Here is a 16,091-nt window from a genome sequence, read left to right as displayed (position 1 = left end):
CAAATTGACCATTATTCCGTTCGGTCACGTAGATCGAACCACGAGACGGTCGTCGGTATCGGCACACGACAACCGCGTTCCGCCCACTCACCAAAACCAATGGTTGACCCAGTCATCGCCAGCCGACTCCAGTTCGCGCTCACGACCATCGTGCACATCATCTTCCCAGTGATGAGCATGGGGCTCGCCCCCTTCCTCGTCTATTTCACGTGGAAGGAGATCCGCGGCGGCGGTGCCGTCTACGAGCAGTTGCGCCGGTTCTGGACGAAGATCTTCGCGGTGAGCTTCGTCGTCGGGACGGTGACGGGTATCGTCCTGGAGTTCGAGTTCGGGACGAACTTCGCGGCCTTCTCGACGACCGCGGGCGAGCTGTTCGGCGGCCCGCTCGCCGTCGAGGGGATGATGGCGTTCATGCTCGAAGCCACGTTCCTCGGCGTGTTCGTCTTCGGCCGCGAGCGGGTCTCGGACGCGCTGTACTTCGTCTCGTCGGTCGCCGTCGGGCTCGGGACGTGGCTGTCGGCCGTCTGGATCCTGATTGCCAACTCGTGGATGCAGACCCCGCGCGGCTTCGAGCTGGTGACCGAGAACGGCCAGCCTATCGTGAAACTCGTCGACCCGCTCGCGGCCTACGCCAACCCCCGGTTCCCGTGGATGTTCGTCCACATGCAGAACGCGGCCGTCGAGTCGGTCGCGCTGTTCATGGCAGGGCTCGGCGCGTACTACGTCTTCCGCCACCACGTCTGGGGCTACCACATCGAGAACGTCTCCTTCTGGGAGACCACCCTGAAGATCGGCATCGCGGCCCTGCTGATCACCGCGCCACTGCAGGTGCTCCACGGCGACGCCTACGGCCGCCACGTCGCCGAGACCCAGCCACAGAAGTTCGCCGCCATGGAGGCCGTCTGGGAGACCGACTCCTACGTCCCCGAGTACATCGTCGCCTTCCCCACCAGCATCGAGGACCTGACCGACCCGCGCGCCAAGAACATCTTCGGCATCGGTATCCCAGGCGGTGCCTCCTGGCTCGCCAGCGGGGGTGATCCGCAGGCGACCATCACCGGTCTGGAGGAGTTCCCCGGGCCACAGCCGCCCGTGGCGATCGTCTTCTGGGCCTTCCGGCTGATGGTCGCGCTCGGGTTCTGGTTCGTCCTGCTCGCGCTGTGGGGCGGCTACCGCTGGTGGCGCGGCGAACTCCTCGAGGACGACCTGCTCCACAAGGCGCTGATGAGCTCGACCCTGCTCGGCATCGTCGCCGTCGAAGTCGGGTGGATCGTCACCGAGGTCGGCCGCCAGCCCTGGGTCATCCAGGGCGTGATGCGTACCACAGACGGGGTCTCGCCCGGGCTGACCGGCGCCGAGGCGACGCTGACGCTGGCCGGGTTCGCGCTCGGCTACCTCGCGCTGCTCGGGCTGTACACGTACGTCGTCGTCCGGATCGTCCGCGCCGGGCCGCCCGGCGCGGACGAACTCCGGGCCACGGCCCCGGACCACGAGGAACCGCCCGCGGGGGTGGCGGCCGATGACTGACCTCGCCGCCGGCCCGCTCTTCGGGCTCCCCCTCCCCGAGCTGTGGTTCGGCCTGCTGTTCGTCATCCTCGGGACCTTCCTCTTTCTCGACGGGTTCGACTTCGGCGCCGGCCTGCTCTTTGCCACCGTCGACGACGAGCACGACCGCGAGCAGATACTCGCCGCTATCGGCCCGTTCTGGGACGGGAACGAGGTGTGGCTGGTGGTGTTCGGCGGCGCGCTGTTCGCCGCGTTCCCGCCCGTCTACGCCGGCCTGTTCAGCCGCCACTACCTGCTGATGTTCGCCATTCTGGGGGCGCTCATCCTGCGCGGGCTGGCCCCAGAGATGTACGAACAGCGCGAGGATGCCCGCTGGCGGCGCTGGTGGGGGCGCTCGTTCGTCGCCGGGAGCGTCGCTGCCCCCTTCTTCCTCGGGATGTTCGTCGCCAACTGGCTCCTCGGGACCCAGCGGAGCCTCACGCTGGCGGCGGTCGTCGTCGGGCTGGCGGTCGTCGCGCTCACCGTCGTCGCCGGGGCCGCGTTCCTCCGGGTAAAGACCCGCGGGCCGCTCCGGACGCGGCTCGTCGCGGTCGGCCGGCGCGCCGCCGTCGCCTACCTTCTGCTAATCGTGGCCGCCCTTGGCTACGTCTACGCGACGGTCCCGCGGCTCGGGCCCGGTCTCACGAGCGCTCCGGTGCTGGCACTGGTCGCCGCGACGGTCCTGCTGGCCGGCGGGTACGTCCTCGCCGGCCGTGCAGACCGGCCGCGGCTGGAGCTCGCGGCCGCTGCGGGGCAGGTGTACGCGCTGGTCGGCGTCGTGGCGACGCTCCTGTACCCCTTCGTCGACCCGGCGGCGGGAGCGACCGTGCGGGGCGCCATCGTCTCGACGCTCCCGCTGAACCTGATGTCGGTCGGGGCCGCGGTCCTGCTCCCGCTGGTGGCGCTGTACTTCGTGATCCTGTACTCGGCGTTCCGCGGGCCGGTGCGGACGGAGGAGAGCTACTCGTGACTACCGCGCGTCCGTCGCCGCTGGTCTCGCGGGTGCTGGTGACGTGGCTGGAGCTCACCGTCGTCGGCCTCGCCGGGGCGTTCCTGGGGACGACCGTCGGCGGGCTCGGCGCGTTCGTCGTCTACCTCGCGACGACGCTCGTCTCGGTCGGGGTCCTCCTCTACAACGTGGACGCGCTCGTGACGACCCGGCTGGCCGACGGCGGGCGCGACGCGGCCACGACAACGAGAGCGGACGCCGCCGATTCAGAGGCCATCGGTGAGGAATCCGTCGACGAGCTGTGACTCCGCGCGCCGGAGCCGGTAGGAGACGGTCGAGCGCGGCAGATCGAGTTCGTCGGCGATCTCGTCGAGCGTGACCTCTCGGGGCGTCTCGTAGTAGCCACGTTCGGCGGCGACCTCCAGGACCGTCTGCTGTTCGGGCGGGACCGACACCGAGGCGAGGAGGCCGGTCGCCCACGTGGTGGCGTCGCCGACGTGGTCGAACTCGAAGGTCAGGCCGTCCCGGAGCTTCCCGTGCAGGGTGTCGTACAGCAGCCCGACCCGCTCGTCGTCACGCACCAGGATCCGCCAGTGCTGTTCGCCCTCGCGGCGGGTCGTCTCGAACACCAGCCCGCCGGGGAGGTACCGGCTGGCGAGGACCGGGACGGCGTCACACCGCGCGATGTCGTGGACGTACGTGTAGAAGACGCGGCTCCCACCCGTCGCGTCGATGCGGTCGTGATAGCGGTCCCCCTCGCAGGGACGCTCGCTGACCGAGGCACAGCCGCGATCGGGGTCGAGCAGCCGCACCTCCGCCTCGTCGAGCGCGGCCTGAGGCCCGACGACGCGCTCGAGCCGCCAGAGTCGCTCCTCGGTGAGACAACAGAGGAACGCCTCCGAGCGCAGGTCCGGGTGCTCGATGAACACGTCCATGACCGGGTCCGCACCCGGATCGTATGTCACCGAGAAGACGAACTCGCGCATCGACTCTCCCTTCGTACACGGCTCAGTAAGATGTATCGCTCCCGCGTTCGTCGCTCGACAACCCAACATTGGACTGCTGACAGCAGTATTGTGGTATATGGGGAATACTAAGACTCCGAGTGGCCCGGGACACGACTGGGCGTTCGGTCGGCGACTGGCGCACGGTATCGGCGTCGCGGCGCTGGTGGCGTTCGTGGCCGTGGTCGCGCTCGGTTACGCGGCCGGTCGCGGGAAACTGACCGGGATCGTGACGTTCGGGTTCGTCGCGATGGTCGCCGGGGCCGCGGTCCACCAGTCGGCGCGGTTCGCGACGCCGACGCGGCGGCTGTGGGCCGCGGGGCTCGCGAGCGGGGCGATGCTGGCGAGCGCGGCCGCCTTCCTCGCGCCGAAGGCTATCGGGAACCACGCGACACTCGGCGGGTTCGCCATCGCATTCGGCTACCTGCTCGGGTACGCCGGCCACGAACTCGGCCACCTCGTCGGCCACCGCTCGCTCCCTTTGAACGACACCGTCGCGGAACTCACGCTGCACGCCGTGCTCGCGGGCGGGGTCATGGGCGTCGTCTACGGGACGCTCCCCGCATTGACGCCGCTGTTCGGCTACGGGATCGTCGCACACAAGCTCCCGGCCGGGCTCGGCGGTGCGGTCGCGCTGGACCGCGACGGTCTCCCGGCGACGGTGATGGCCCTGCCGGCCGCAGCGGTTGGCTTCGCCGCCATCCCGCTCTCGCTGGCGACGCCCGCGCTATCATCAGTCGCGCGAGCGGTTGTGTTCGGCCTCTCGACTGGCGTGTTCGCCCACGTCGCACTCGACATGTTCCCGGAGTGTGCCGGTGGTGGTTCCGGCCACGGCCACGGCGACGTCACCTGCGGGCCGGACGCCGACCGCCGCCGCCACCACGCGGTCGGGAGCACGTTCGGGGGCGCGGCCGCCGTGGCGCTCCTCTGGGGCGCAGTCACGCTCGCGTAGCCAACTCGAACGGCAGGGACGCGTAGACGAGCGCGTTCCCGCGCAGCGCCTCGACGGTCGTGTACTCGTCGACGGCGTGGACCGTATCGGTCCCGAGCGCGAACTCGACGGTCGGAATCCCGGCGTTGCGGAGTTTCTTGGCGTCGCCGCCACCCGTCGCGCTCCGGCGGTAGACCCGTTCCCCGGTGACCGCTTCGGCGGTCTCCGCGACGGCCGTCACGAGGGGGCTGTCGGCCGGTTCGTACGTCCCGACGCTCCAGCTGACGTCCTCGATGGCGATCCCCTCACAATCGGCCACGCAGGCCCGGATGCGCCCCAGTACGTCGGCCGTCTCGACGCCCGCGGTCAGCCGGATGTCCAGCCGAGCGCGTGCCGACCCCGGTACGCTGTTGATCTTCTCCCCGCCCTCGATGGTGCCGAGGTTGACGGTCGGCTCCTGGAAGAGGTCGCGCGCGGCCTCGGTGCCCATCGCCGGGGCGTAGTAGGCGACCGACTCCTCGACGACAGGCCCGATGGCGGGGTCGAGGTCGAACCGTTCGGTGCCGAACCGCTCTCGAATCGTCTCCACGGCGTCGTAGAGACGGTCGATGGCGTTCTCGCCCAGCATCGGCCGCGAGCCGTGTGCGGGCGTTCCCTCGGCGGTCAGCGTCAGCCAGACGCTGCCCTTGTCGGCGACGGTGACGGAGTGACGCCCCGCCTCGCAGGTCGTCTCGCCGATCACCGCCCAGTCGGCGTCGAGCGACCGCGACTCGAGGACGGCCGGCAGACCCGCGTCACCGGCGACCTCCTCGTCGCTGACGACGAGGAACTGCAGGGTGACGGGCGGGGTCGTTCCCGTCTCGGCGAACGCGGCGGCCGCGGTCAGCATCGCCGCGAGCGGCCCCTTCATGTCGGTCGCGCCGCGGCCGTAGAGCCGGTCACCGTCGCGCTCGCCCAGCGGATCGTACGTCCACGCCGACGCGTCGTACGGGACCGTATCGAGGTGGCCCACGAACAGGAGCGTCCGGTCCGACGCCCCGGGGAGCGTCGCGAGCAGGTTCGGCTTCGCCGGGTCGGCGACGATTCGCTCCGTCCGGAGTCCGAACTCCGCGAGCATCGACTCGACTGCGTCCGCGAGGGCCGCCGTCCGGCCCGGCGGATTGCTCGTGTCGGCGGAGAGCAGTCGCTCCGCGCGTTCGAGGAGCGCCGCCTCGTGTTCCGCGACGTACGTCCGCACGGCCTCACGGGTCACGACGGCTCACCGCCGTTACCGCTCTCGTTCCGTGTCGATGCCCGCGCCGGCGTAGATGGGGCACTTCTTGGTCGTCCCGGTGACGAGCATGATCGCGCCGACGAGCAGCGCGACCGCACCGACCGCCGCGCCCGCCGTCCAGTAGCCGCCGATCGCGAGTGCACCCGCCGCCAGCGCGAGGACGCCGATACCGATTCGAACCGCACCGTCAAGTGAGCCAACGTTTCGCTCCATACCCTCATCTACGTCCCGACGCATATAATATATTGCGCCTATTCCAATACTCTGAAAAATCGTCCGTGGCCTGCGGTTCAGTGCTCGAAGGCGCGCTCCCCGGCCTCGATGCGGACGTCGAGCCAGTTCTCCATCGGCGGGAGCGGACACTCGTAGCGGTCCGAGTACGCACAGGTGGGGTTGTAGGCCTCGTTGAAGTCGAGGATCCACCGGCCGTCGTCGGTCCGGTGGTCGTCGGGTTCGAGGTCGAGATAGCGACCGGCGCCGTAGGTCGCCTCGCCGCTGGTCGCGTCACGGAACGGGACCCAGAGACGGCCCTCGTCGCGCTCGCTCTTGTACGCCGTCAGCGTCACCGGTTCGCCGTCCACCTCGAAGGCGAACTCGCCCCAGGCGAGGTACTCCTGTTCGCCGTCGGCGCTGGTGCCGACGACGACCGGCTCGGGGTCCTCGTACTCGTCGAGTCGGAGCACGAACCGGTAGTCCGGGTCGACCTCGTAGTAGTCCAGGCCGTCGAACTCGGCCTGTACCGCCGGCGGCAACGGCGACCGTCGATCTTCGCCGAAGTACTCGTCTTTCCGCTCGCGCTGTGCCTCGATGACCGCGGTCCAGTCGTGGGTGTCGTAACTCATGAGTCCGGACGCTCCTGTGGCACGCCGTCTCCGTACCGGGCGCACTGTCCGTGTGTAGTTTTGTGCTATAGGTACAAAAACACGCGGGTGGTACTCACTTCACCGCCATCGAGTATGCGAGCAGCGGGATTCCGAAGCGCTGCAGTGTTGCATATGATGGGTTTCCGTGTCCGTGACCCACTCACATCTGGGTTGTATAAGTTTGTGAGAAAACTGCAATACTTTATTGTCGTGGCGGTCGAACTGTCGGGTATGACGGACCCATTCGTAATCGTCGGCGGTGACGCGGCGGGGATGAGTGCGGCGAGCAAGTGCAAGCGCGACGACCCGGACCGCGAGGTAATCGTCTTCGAGAAGGGCGAGTGGGTGTCCTACGGTGCCTGCGGGTTGCCCTACTACGTCAAAGGCGAGGTGGAGACGCTCACGGACCTCGTGTCGGTGACGCCGGAAGCGTTCGTCGAGGAGCGCGGTATCGACCTGCGGACGAACCACGAGGTGACGGCCATCGACCGCGAGGCACGGACGGTGACGGTCGCCGGCCCCGAGGGCGAGTTCGAGCAGGACTACGGCGACCTGCTGGTCGCCACTGGCGCGCACGCGGTCGAACCCCCGCTCGACGGGATGGGCCTCGACGGCGTGTTCACGCTGCACGACATGAACGAGGCCGCCGCGATCCGGCAGTATCTCGGGCTGGAGACGCCGACGGCGGACCTGCCGCCGACGGACGCCGGCGCGGCCGCGAGCGAGTACGCGGCGGCCGAGAACCCCGAGGCGGTGGCCGTCGTCGGCGGCGGCTACGTCGGCATCGAGATGGCCGAGGCCTTCGCCGCACACGGCCTCGACGTGCACCTCTTCGAGATGTTGCCCCACACGCTCCAGCCCTTCGGCGCCGAGGCCGCAGCCGTCGTCGAGGACCACCTCCGCGAGCAGGGTGTTCGTCTCCACCTCGATACGCCCGTCGACGGCTTCCTCGGCGAGGACCGCGTGACGGCCATCGCCGCCGGCGACGTGGACGTCCCGGTCGACCTCGCACTGGTCGGCGTCGGCGTCGCGCCGAACACGGATCTGGCCGCGGCCGCCGGTATCGAGACCGGTCCGACCGGAGCCATCGCCACCGACGAGTACGGGCGGACGAACGACGAACACGTCTACGCCGCCGGCGACAACGCCGAGATGACGCACGTCGTGACCGGCGAGCCGGACCACGTCCCGCTCGCGCTCACCGCGAACCGCGCGGGCCGGGCCATCGGCGCGACGGTCGCCGGCGACCCCACGCCGGTCGGCGAGATCGCCGGCACGGCCGCGGTCAAGGCCTTCGACCTCGAGGTCGCCCGGACGGGCGTCACCGACGAGGAGACGGCGCGCGAGGCCGGCTTCGACCCGGTCTCGGTGACCATCACCGCCGAGTCCCGCGCCCACTACTACCCCGGCGGCGCGGAGATCGAGATCACGATGCTCGGGGACCGCGAGAGCGGGCGCGTGCTCGGTGCGAGCGTGGTCGGCCGCGAGGGCGTCGCAAAGCGGATCGACACCGTCGCCGCGGCCCTGCACGCCGAGCTGACGGCCCACCAGCTCTCGTATCTCGACCTGGCGTACGCGCCGCCGTTCAGCCCCGTGTGGGACCCGGTGCTCACGGCCGCGAAAGTGCTCGACGGGAAACTGGACGGATGACCGACGCGCTCACGCCGTTCGAGTGCGGGCGTGCCCCGACCTCGGCGGCCCCCTGACCATGCCCATCACCACCCCCTTCGAGGAACACACCGACCGGTACGACGACTGGTTCGACCGGCACGAGGCCGCCCACGAGTCCGAACTGGCGGCCCTCCGCGCGGAGTTCCCGGCGACCGACCCGGACCCGGCCGTCGAGATCGGCGTCGGTACCGGCCGGTTCGCCGCCCCGCTCGGCGTGGGACTCGGCGTCGACCCCGCCCCGGCGATGCTCGCCCGCGCCGCCGACCGCGGCGTGTGGCCCATCCGCGGGGTCGCCGAGGCGCTCCCGCTCCGGGACGACGGTGTGGCCCTTGCGCTGCTCGTGACGACGATCTGTTTCGTCGACGACCTCGACCGGACGCTCGCGGAGGCCGCCCGCGTCCTCCGGCCGGGCGGTACGCTCCTGGTCGGGTTCGTCGACCGCGACAGTCCGCTCGGCGAGCGCTACCGCGAGAAACGGGCCGAGAATCCCTTCTACCGCGACGCGACGTTCGTGTCGGTCCCCGAGTTGCTCGACGCGCTCGACCGGGCGGGGTTCGAAGCGCCGTCCGTCGCCCAGACGCTGTTCACGGACCCCGCCGCCCTCGACGGCCCGGACCGCGTCGAGAACGGCTGGGGCGATGGGTCGTTCGTCGTCGTCGCTGCCGAAACCACGGCCTGACCGGCGGGGACAGCCCGTGACGGGGACACCGCCCGCCACCGAGCGCGCGGACTCAGATCGCGCCGTCCGGACCGCCGCGTGGCCGACGCCAATCCTCAGTCGTCACTGTACTCCGTTTCGAAGCCGCGGAACTCGGTGCGGTGTGCTTCTTCGTCGGCCAGTATCGTCACGGCGAGGTCCTCTGTCACCGGGTCATCCGCCTCCCGAGCGAGGTCAACCAGCCGGCGGTACGTCGCGATGGCGTCGCTCTCGGCGTCGAGGACGCCCCGGATGACCGCGAGGACGTCAGTCGAGTCTTCCGGTGGCTGGAGGCTCTCCTGTTTCGCGGTGAACGCGGCGGATCCGGGCGGCCGGTCGCCCAACTGTTTGAGCCGCTGCCCGAGCAACTCCGCGTGGCCGAGTTCCTCCTGAATGTCCGCTTCGAGGCTCTCTTTGATTTCCTGTGCCCGCACCCCGTCGAGGACGATCGAGTTCGTCCGGTAGTTCATCACCGTCTCCAGTTCCTCCATGTACGCACTCTTGAGCACGTCGACGAGCTCCTGATTGTCGTCTCCCATCGTCCCAATATCGTCTCCGCAGGCTGTTCAGCCTGACGTTGGCCTGTGCCAACTCCGCTGGCACGGGTACACGGCCGCCGATGACGCCGACCGCGTGCGCTGGCGTCCGCCCATCGACACCGCCCACGTACAGCGCCGTCGAGACGCGGCCCTGGCCGCTCACCCTTCGCTCAGCTCCCCGCCGAGTGCGTTCGCCAGCGAGAGCAGGTAGGCGAGGCCGGCCTGCGTGTCCTCGTCGCGGAGCCCCTTCGCGAGGCCGAGCAGGCCCGGGGACTCCGGGGGCTGGTCGCCCGCCTCGCCGACGGCGCGGAGGACCGCCTGCAGGGAGTCGGCCACGTCGTCGTCGGCCGCGGTGTCGGCGAGTTCGCCCAGCCGCGAACCCGTCGCGGTCAGGTTCATCACCATCTCGTCGTCCATCGCTGCCGAGACCAGCGAGAGGGTGTCCGCCAGCGCCAGCACGTCGTCGAGCGTCCCCGACCGCTGGAGGCGAGCCAGCGTCTCGATGGCGTCGGCGAGGTCGCCGGCGTTCTCCCCGGCGGCCTCGCCGAGCTGTGCGGCCTCGGGCGTCGCGAGACCGTCGGCGACCGCGCCGAGGTTCGTGCCGGTCTCGGCCAGTGTCTGGACCATCTCGTCGTCGAGCGCGGCCGTGGCGACGGCCGTCCCGTCCAGCAGGTCGTTCACCTCGCCGAGGTTGTCGAGGAAGCGTGCCACCTCCTCGGGATGCTCGGCGACGGCGCTCCGGACCTCCGGCGGGAGGTCGCTCCCGGCGTCCGCCGCGGCCTGCTCGGCGTCGGCGGTCGGCGCTTCGGTGTCGGCGGCCTCGTCGGCGCCGTCGGCCTCGCCCTCCTCGACCGGGTCCTCGGGCTCTGATTCAGCCATGGGTGATCACCTCAGAGGAGCCCCCTGGCGGTCAGCCAGTAGGACTCGTTGTAGCCGAGTTTCGCCCAGTGGACGGGCTTGGAGGGCTCCCGCACCGTGGGCTGGGTGCCGTACTCGAAGTCGACGAACGTGGCCTCGTCCATCCCGCTCTCGATGAAGCAGAGGGTCTTGCCGTCGTAGGTGGCCGTCGGGACCTGGCCGCGGGCGCGGCTTGCCATCCGGTCGGCGACGACGCCGGCCTCGTAGTGGGCGACGCTGCCGGCCTTGCTCGTCGGCACGTCCGCGAGGTCGCCCAGCACGAACACGTCCTCGGCGTGGTCGGATTCGAGGGTGTGTTTGTCCACGTCGGCCCACCCGTCGTCGCCGAGACCCGCCTCGGTCACGAGGTCGCTGCCCTCGTGTGGCGGGATGCCGACGAGCAGGTCGTAGTCGAGTTCCTTGCCCTCCATCGAGTGGAGGACGCCGCTCTCGGGGTCGACCTCGTCGGCGTTGAAGAACGTCTCCACGTCGATGTCCCGCTCGTCGAAGGCGTCGGCGGCCCAGTCGGCGACGTTCTGGATGGCGTGTGGCCGCTGGATGGGGTAGGTGTAGGTGATGTCGACGTCCTCGCGCAGGCCCCGCTCGCGGAACCAGGCGTCGGCCATGAGGACGAACTCGACGGGAGCGGCCGGGCACATGTGTGGCGTGCCGATGACCGAGAGCACGAGGTGGCCCTCGGTCATGGCGGCCATCTCGTCGCGGAGCGCCTCGGCGCCGTCGGGGCCGTAGAAGTGGTGGCCGCCCTCGGCCAGTCCCGGCAGGTCCTCGGGGGCGAGCTGACACCCCATCGCCAGCCCGAGCTGGTCGTAGGCCATCGACCCGCCGTCCCGGAGCGAGAGGCGCTTCCCGTCGGTGTCGATCCCCTCGACGCGGTCGATCTCGATGTCGACCCGCCGGTCGACGAGGTCCCGGAGGGGGCGGTTCGCGTCTTCGACGGTCTTCTTCCCGAAGGGGACGTAGAGGAAGACGGGTTTGTACACGTGGTCCGGGTCGTCGGAGACGAGCGTGACGCTGACGTCACCGCGGTCGATCTCAGGGCCGAGTTTGTCGGCGAGCCGGTTCGCGAGCACGGTGCCGCCGGTGCCGCCGCCGACGACGACGATGTGTTCTGTCATTGGTCTCGATTGGTGGTGGTCGGAAAACGGTGCGTGCGGTTCACGGTCAGTTCACTTCCACGAACATACTCCAGTAGTCGCCGTGGTCGACGACCTCGAGCAGGTCGTGGCCAGCCTCGTCGAGCCATTCCGGGACGTCGCTCTTCGAGCCGTCGTCCGAGGTCTGGAGTTCGATGACGGTACCGGGGTCTGCCTCCTTGACCTTGCCGATGAGGTCCATCAGTGGACCGGGGCAGGTCGCGCCGCGGGAGTCGACCGTAACGTCGGGGTTGAATTCTGTTTCGCTCATGGTTGGATTGTGTATGGGTTGTGTTCGTGTCGTGGTCGGTGGGCGGTTCAGACGAAGACGACCTGTTTGTCCTGGGCGCGGTTGAGGAACCCGGAGACGCCCAGCGTGTCGTCGAAGACGTCGACGTAGTCGTCGAGGTCGTGACCCAGCAGGTCCATCGCCATCTCGCAGGCGTACAGTTCGATGTCGCCGATCCCCTTCGCCTGGGCGAACTGCTCGTGGAACATGGGCATGTCCACGTCCTCGGCCTCGAGCATCCGCGCACCGACGGGGCCGACGTCGAAGTCACCGCTCTCGACGGTCTCCCGCTCGAACGGCAGGAGTCCGTCCATCGTCGCGAAGATACGGACCGGGATGTCCGACGCCGCCGCCACCGACGCGATGGTGCTGACGGCCTGGACGCGCGACAGTTCCCGTGACGCCAGGACGATTGCATAGCCAGTCATGATTCTAGGTAAACGTACTCCGGCCACCTATATAATAGTGCGCACAATTCCCATTACTCTGGAATCGTAGCCGGACGTGATCGTCCGGCCCTCCGCGCCGGTCAGCCGGGGGTCAGTCGGCGGCCGACGGCGGCGACGACCACGCTGGCGAGGATCAGGACCGCGGTGCCGAGGTGGGCGGTGACGATCAGCGCCTGGAGGTCCTGTGTGACCGTCAGGCCACCCAGGAGTACCTGCACTGGCAACAGCAACGCGGCGAGGACGCCGGCCAGTTCGGGACGGCCGCGGGGCTGGCGCCGCCAGGCCGCGACGCCGGTGGCGACGAGCAGGAAACCGGTGGCAGCCGCCAGCAGGCGATGGAACCACTCCGCGAACACCTGCCCCGTCGTGTAGGGGGCCGCGGCCATCACGTCCGGCCGCAGGAAGGGTATCCAGGTGCCGTAACAGGTCGGCCAGTCGGGGCAGGCGAGGCCGGCACCGATGGCTTTCGTGTAGGCACCGACGCACATCAACAGGAACGTGCTCCCGGCCGTGACGGCGGCGAGCCGTCGGAACCGTGCGGCGCGCATACCGGCGCTGACCGGGGGTCGTACAAAAACCCAGTAGTACGATCCTCGAACCCGAGAACGGTCGCGGTATTTTACCATTCGGACACGGATACTCCCGATATGGTCACTGCCTGCGGGACGGAGGCGACGGTCGCGCTCCTTTCGGCCGTCGTGTTCGTCGGGAGCGGCGTCGCCGGATCAGTGCCGGCCGTCGTGGCGATGCCCGTCGCCGTCCTCGGGACGCTCCTCCTGCTGGGCGCGGCGGTGACAGTCCTGATCCGTCGGCGGTCGCTCGCGTACCTGTTCGTCGTCCTCGCGCTCGCCGGCTTCGCCGGGGGTGTCCTGCTCGACCGCCTCGCCGCCGCCGGCGCGATCCCGATGGGGGCCGCCCACGACGCCATGGTCGTGGTCGACGCGACGACCGTGGTGCTCCTGCTCGCGGCCGTCCAGGCCGTCGCCCGGCAGGGCGAGGCGGCCGGTGCCGACGAGGGGGTGGGGCATGACTGAGTCCCGCACCGAGATCGAGCGGTACGTCACGCACAACCCCGGGAGCCACTTCAACGCAATCGTCGACGCCCTCGACCAGGCGACGGGGCAGGTCCAGCACCACCTCTCGCGGCTCGTCCGCGAGGAACGCCTCGACCGCGCCGCCCTCTACGGCCGGACTCACTACTACCCCACCGGCTACGACCAGTGGGAGCGGGAGGCGCTGGCGCTGTTGCGCCGCGAGACCGCCCGCTCTATCGTCGTCCGGCTGCTCGCCGAGGACGGTCGCCGGCCGGCCGCGCTCGCCGACGACCTCGGGGTCGCGCGGTCTACCGTCGAGTACCACCTCGGCCGCTTGACCGACAGCGACGTCGTCGAGAAGCGCCGCGACGACGCGGGCAGGGTGACCGTCCACATCCGCCGCCCGCAGGCGACCGCACACCTCCTCTCGGCGGTCGATCCGGGCTACGCCGACCGGTTCGTCGACCGGTTCATGCAGCTCGTCGACGGCCTCCTCGAAGGCCCTCCCTAGGTCCCGGCTTCGAGGAACGTACTACGGGATTGATGCGTGTCGACGTGGCTACGTTCGGGTATGACGGACCCGACCACGACTCTCGACCGACGGCGACTGCTCGCGCTGGCCGGCGCCGGCCTCGCGTCCGGGCTGGCCGGCTGTAGCGGCGGCGACGGCACCACGACGACGGAGCGAGAGACGACCGCGCCGACGACCACCGACGGGACGGTCACCGACACGGCGACCCCGGAGCCGACGACCACGACGGGCGACCGGACACCGGCGGCCATCGAGCCGGTGTCGGTCCCCGCCGACGCGCGGTGCCCGGTCTGTAACATGGTGCCGGCCGACTACCCGGACTGGAACGCACAGGCGCTCCACGAGGACGGCGAGCGTGCCTTCTTCGACACGAGCGGCTGTGCGGTCACGTACTACGCGCTCCCCGGCGAGTTCGCGGCGACCGACGCCGACCTCGCCGGACTGTGGGTCACGGACTTCGAGACCCGGGAGACCGTCGACGGGACGACGGCCTACTACGCGCTGGAGACCGACAGCGAGCGCGTCGAGGACCCGATGCGGCGCAACCCCGCACCGTTCGCCGACCGGGCCGACGCCGAGGCCTACGTCGACGCGGTCGACTACCTGACGACCGAGGACATCGTCCGACTGGAGGCGTTCGACCGCGAACTGGCGATGCAGTATCGCGCGAACTTCATCGAGGAGTAGCCCCACCTTCGAGGAACGTACTACGGGGTTCATACCGGCCGAGTCGAAGCCCCGCACATGGACCGGACACGGCGCACGTTGCTGGCAACGCTCGGGACCGGCGCGACGGTCGGACTGGCTGGCTGTACCGACGTTCTCGGTGGCGGGGGCGGTGGCGACGGTGGTGGCAACACGTACCTCCAGCCCGCGGAGTGGGAGGTCGATCCGTCGGCACTCCCCTTTCCGACCCACGGCGACCGGCTCCCCGCCGCGACGCTCCCGGCTCCGCTTCGGGACGCCGAGTCGCTCACGCTGCCCGACGACTTCACCGGCCGCGACACGCTGTTGACCTTCGTCTACACCCACTGCATGACGATGTGCCCGCGGCTGACGGCCATTCTCGAGGGCGTGCAGGACCACGTCATCGACGAGGGCTTTCCCGACGAGGTTGCCTTCGTCGAGACGACCTTCGACCCCTCGCGGGACGACGCCGAGCGCCTTCGCCAGTGGGCCGAGGACCACCACGTCGCCATGGACGCGGGCAACTGGTACTTCCTGCGGCCCGAGACCACGGCGCGGGCCAAGGACGTGGTGCAGGACACCTACGGCGTGAGCTTCACGAAGACGACGCCACAGGACATGGACGCCTACATGTTCGCCCACACCGGGTTGGTCCTGCTGGCGAACCGCGACGGGTACGTTGAGCGGGCGTACAAGCTCCAGAGCAGCGGTGAACCGCAGGTGCGCTGGCAGGACGTGCGCGAGGACCTGACCACCCTCCGCGAGCGGGAAGCCTGAGCCGTGGCCTACGCCCTCGCGCCCCAACTCGACCTGGTCGTCTTCGCCCTGATCGGGCTGTTCGGCGGCGCTCACTGTCTGGGCATGTGCGGTCCGCTGGTGACGACCTACACCGACCGCGTCGCCGACGACGGCCCGGTCGACTTCTACGAGGTGCGCCAGCAGTTGCTGTTCAATCTCGGCCGCGTCGTCGGCTACGTCGTCGCTGGCGCGGCCTTCGGCCTGCTCGGTGCGCTCGTCTTCGACGCGGCCGCCGTGGCCGAGGCCGCAAACGGCGTCCGGGCGGTGGTCGGCATCGTCGCCGGCGCGCTCATCGTCGCCGCGGGAGCCAGTTACCTCCGTGGCGGGGCTGGCGGTCCGCTGGCGAGACTCGAAGGGGGCGGCCGCGCCGCGCGCCTGCTGACACGACACGTCGACCGCCTCGTCCGGGGGCCGGGAATCGCCCTGCTCGGGTCGGCCCACGCCCTGCTTCCCTGTCCGCTGCTCTACCCCGCGTACCTCTACGCGCTGTCGCGGGGCGACCCGCTTGAGGGCGCGGTCGCGCTTGGCGTGCTCGGGCTCGCCACGGTCCCGTCGCTGTTCGGGTACGGGACGGCGCTGGGCGCGCTCCCGGCGCGGTGGCTCCGTCGGGTCCACCGGGGGCTCGGCGTGACGTTCGTGTTCCTCGGGTACCTGCCGCTCTCACACGGGCTGGTCCTGCTCGGCGTGCCGGTGCCGATGCCCCCGGTCCACGACCTGCTCTACCAGCCGCTGGAGGCGCTCGTGGGCGCGGCGCAGTACTGTCTGCCTTGAGAAGGGGA

General features: G+C 70.0%; 21 protein-coding genes. 11 read left to right on the top strand and 10 right to left on the bottom strand.

Going from position 1 to position 16,091, the window contains the following annotated elements; all coding sequences use genetic code 11:
* Nucleotides 1–99: 99 nt before the first annotated feature.
* Genes MUG96_RS00385 through MUG96_RS00375 form a run of 3 tightly spaced genes read left to right on the top strand, consistent with a single transcriptional unit; the run spans nucleotide 100 to nucleotide 2,799 of the window.
* The gene (locus MUG96_RS00385) at nucleotides 100–1,527 is read left to right on the top strand and encodes a cytochrome ubiquinol oxidase subunit I (RefSeq protein WP_246985497.1); all 1,428 of its coding nucleotides are present in this window, start codon (nucleotides 100–102) and stop codon (nucleotides 1,525–1,527) included.
* Complete coding sequence (gene cydB / locus MUG96_RS00380; RefSeq protein ID WP_246985495.1) at nucleotides 1,520–2,515, top strand: cytochrome d ubiquinol oxidase subunit II; 996 nt, start codon at nucleotides 1,520–1,522, stop codon at nucleotides 2,513–2,515. Before MUG96_RS00385 ends, cydB begins: the two co-directional genes overlap by 8 nt.
* Complete coding sequence (locus tag MUG96_RS00375; protein WP_246985493.1) at nucleotides 2,512–2,799, top strand: hypothetical protein; 288 nt, start codon at nucleotides 2,512–2,514, stop codon at nucleotides 2,797–2,799. Before cydB ends, MUG96_RS00375 begins: the two co-directional genes overlap by 4 nt.
* Here the strand turns inward: MUG96_RS00375 and MUG96_RS00370 are convergent.
* The gene (locus MUG96_RS00370) at nucleotides 2,761–3,480 is read right to left on the bottom strand and encodes a helix-turn-helix domain-containing protein (RefSeq protein WP_246985491.1); all 720 of its coding nucleotides are present in this window, start codon (nucleotides 3,478–3,480) and stop codon (nucleotides 2,761–2,763) included. The genes MUG96_RS00375 and MUG96_RS00370 overlap by 39 nt on opposite strands.
* Before the next feature lie 97 nt (nucleotides 3,481–3,577).
* Between MUG96_RS00370 and MUG96_RS00365 the strand changes: the two genes are divergently transcribed.
* Nucleotides 3,578–4,450: a ZIP family metal transporter gene (locus MUG96_RS00365; protein ID WP_246985489.1), complete on the top strand. Its 873-nt coding sequence runs from the start codon at nucleotides 3,578–3,580 to the stop codon at nucleotides 4,448–4,450.
* Here MUG96_RS00365 and MUG96_RS00360 read toward each other — a convergent pair.
* The 3 genes from MUG96_RS00360 to MUG96_RS00350 form a co-directional block, all read right to left on the bottom strand.
* Nucleotides 4,437–5,681 carry a M20 family metallopeptidase gene (locus MUG96_RS00360; RefSeq protein WP_246985487.1) on the bottom strand — a complete coding sequence of 415 codons (1,245 nt, stop codon included), beginning with the start codon at nucleotides 5,679–5,681 and terminating at the stop codon, nucleotides 4,437–4,439. The two genes, MUG96_RS00365 and MUG96_RS00360, sit on opposite strands and share 14 nt — an antisense overlap.
* Nucleotides 5,682–5,696: 15 nt before the next feature.
* Entirely contained in the window at nucleotides 5,697–5,915 is a 219-nt protein-coding gene (locus tag MUG96_RS00355) for a YgaP family membrane protein (RefSeq protein WP_246985484.1), read from the bottom strand.
* A gap of 77 nt (nucleotides 5,916–5,992) precedes the next feature.
* A complete protein-coding gene (locus MUG96_RS00350; protein WP_246985482.1) occupies nucleotides 5,993–6,544 on the bottom strand; it encodes a DUF1684 domain-containing protein in 552 nt (183 codons plus the stop codon).
* A gap of 252 nt (nucleotides 6,545–6,796) precedes the next feature.
* Between MUG96_RS00350 and MUG96_RS00345 the strand changes: the two genes are divergently transcribed.
* Together MUG96_RS00345 and MUG96_RS00340 are read left to right on the top strand one after the other, a co-directional pair.
* Nucleotides 6,797–8,215: an FAD-dependent oxidoreductase gene (locus MUG96_RS00345; protein ID WP_246985479.1), complete on the top strand. Its 1,419-nt coding sequence runs from the start codon at nucleotides 6,797–6,799 to the stop codon at nucleotides 8,213–8,215.
* A gap of 58 nt (nucleotides 8,216–8,273) precedes the next feature.
* Nucleotides 8,274–8,915 (top strand): class I SAM-dependent methyltransferase, encoded by a 642-nt coding sequence (locus MUG96_RS00340; RefSeq protein ID WP_246985477.1) that lies wholly within the window; start codon nucleotides 8,274–8,276, stop codon nucleotides 8,913–8,915.
* Between the two features lie 95 nt (nucleotides 8,916–9,010).
* Here MUG96_RS00340 and MUG96_RS00335 read toward each other — a convergent pair whose 3' ends face one another.
* The 6 genes from MUG96_RS00335 to MUG96_RS00310 all read right to left on the bottom strand — a co-directional run bounded on the left by MUG96_RS00335 (nucleotide 9,011) and on the right by MUG96_RS00310 (nucleotide 12,809).
* Nucleotides 9,011–9,472: a ferritin-like domain-containing protein gene (locus MUG96_RS00335; RefSeq protein WP_246985475.1), complete on the bottom strand. Its 462-nt coding sequence runs from the start codon at nucleotides 9,470–9,472 to the stop codon at nucleotides 9,011–9,013.
* 159 nt (nucleotides 9,473–9,631) lie between these two features.
* Nucleotides 9,632–10,351: a helical membrane plugin domain-containing protein gene (locus MUG96_RS00330; RefSeq protein WP_246985473.1), complete on the bottom strand. Its 720-nt coding sequence runs from the start codon at nucleotides 10,349–10,351 to the stop codon at nucleotides 9,632–9,634.
* 11 nt (nucleotides 10,352–10,362) lie between these two features.
* Nucleotides 10,363–11,505: an NAD(P)/FAD-dependent oxidoreductase gene (locus MUG96_RS00325; protein WP_246985471.1), complete on the bottom strand. Its 1,143-nt coding sequence runs from the start codon at nucleotides 11,503–11,505 to the stop codon at nucleotides 10,363–10,365.
* A 46-nt stretch (nucleotides 11,506–11,551) separates the two neighbouring features.
* Nucleotides 11,552–11,794, bottom strand: a complete 243-nt coding sequence (locus MUG96_RS00320; RefSeq protein ID WP_246985469.1) for a sulfurtransferase TusA family protein — start codon at nucleotides 11,792–11,794, stop codon at nucleotides 11,552–11,554.
* 47 nt (nucleotides 11,795–11,841) lie between these two features.
* Complete coding sequence (locus MUG96_RS00315; RefSeq protein ID WP_246985467.1) at nucleotides 11,842–12,240, bottom strand: DsrE/DsrF/DrsH-like family protein; 399 nt, start codon at nucleotides 12,238–12,240, stop codon at nucleotides 11,842–11,844.
* Between the two features lie 101 nt (nucleotides 12,241–12,341).
* Complete coding sequence (locus MUG96_RS00310; protein ID WP_246985465.1) at nucleotides 12,342–12,809, bottom strand: COX15/CtaA family protein; 468 nt, start codon at nucleotides 12,807–12,809, stop codon at nucleotides 12,342–12,344.
* A 99-nt stretch (nucleotides 12,810–12,908) separates the two neighbouring features.
* Between MUG96_RS00310 and MUG96_RS00305 the strand changes: the two genes are divergently transcribed.
* From MUG96_RS00305 to MUG96_RS00285, 5 genes are read left to right on the top strand one after another with little or no spacing between them, the layout of a single operon-like run.
* Nucleotides 12,909–13,295, top strand: a complete 387-nt coding sequence (locus MUG96_RS00305; RefSeq protein ID WP_246985463.1) for a DUF7471 family protein — start codon at nucleotides 12,909–12,911, stop codon at nucleotides 13,293–13,295.
* Entirely contained in the window at nucleotides 13,288–13,806 is a 519-nt protein-coding gene (locus MUG96_RS00300) for a winged helix-turn-helix transcriptional regulator (protein WP_246985461.1), read from the top strand. The genes MUG96_RS00305 and MUG96_RS00300 overlap by 8 nt, the downstream gene beginning before the upstream one ends.
* A 60-nt stretch (nucleotides 13,807–13,866) precedes the next feature.
* Nucleotides 13,867–14,514 (top strand): nitrous oxide reductase accessory protein NosL, encoded by a 648-nt coding sequence (locus MUG96_RS00295; protein ID WP_246985459.1) that lies wholly within the window; start codon nucleotides 13,867–13,869, stop codon nucleotides 14,512–14,514.
* 57 nt (nucleotides 14,515–14,571) lie between these two features.
* Nucleotides 14,572–15,291, top strand: coding sequence for an SCO family protein (locus MUG96_RS00290; protein WP_246985457.1), 720 nt, complete (start codon nucleotides 14,572–14,574; stop codon nucleotides 15,289–15,291).
* Nucleotides 15,292–15,294: 3 nt separating this feature from the next.
* Nucleotides 15,295–16,083 carry a sulfite exporter TauE/SafE family protein gene (locus tag MUG96_RS00285; protein WP_246985455.1) on the top strand — a complete coding sequence of 263 codons (789 nt, stop codon included), beginning with the start codon at nucleotides 15,295–15,297 and terminating at the stop codon, nucleotides 16,081–16,083.
* Nucleotides 16,084–16,091: the final 8 nt, after the last annotated feature.

Origin of the sequence: Halorientalis marina (assembly GCF_023028345.1) — an archaeon.
Taxonomy (GTDB): domain Archaea; phylum Halobacteriota; class Halobacteria; order Halobacteriales; family Haloarculaceae; genus Halorientalis; species Halorientalis marina.
This window is presented reverse-complemented; position numbering and strand designations above follow the sequence as displayed.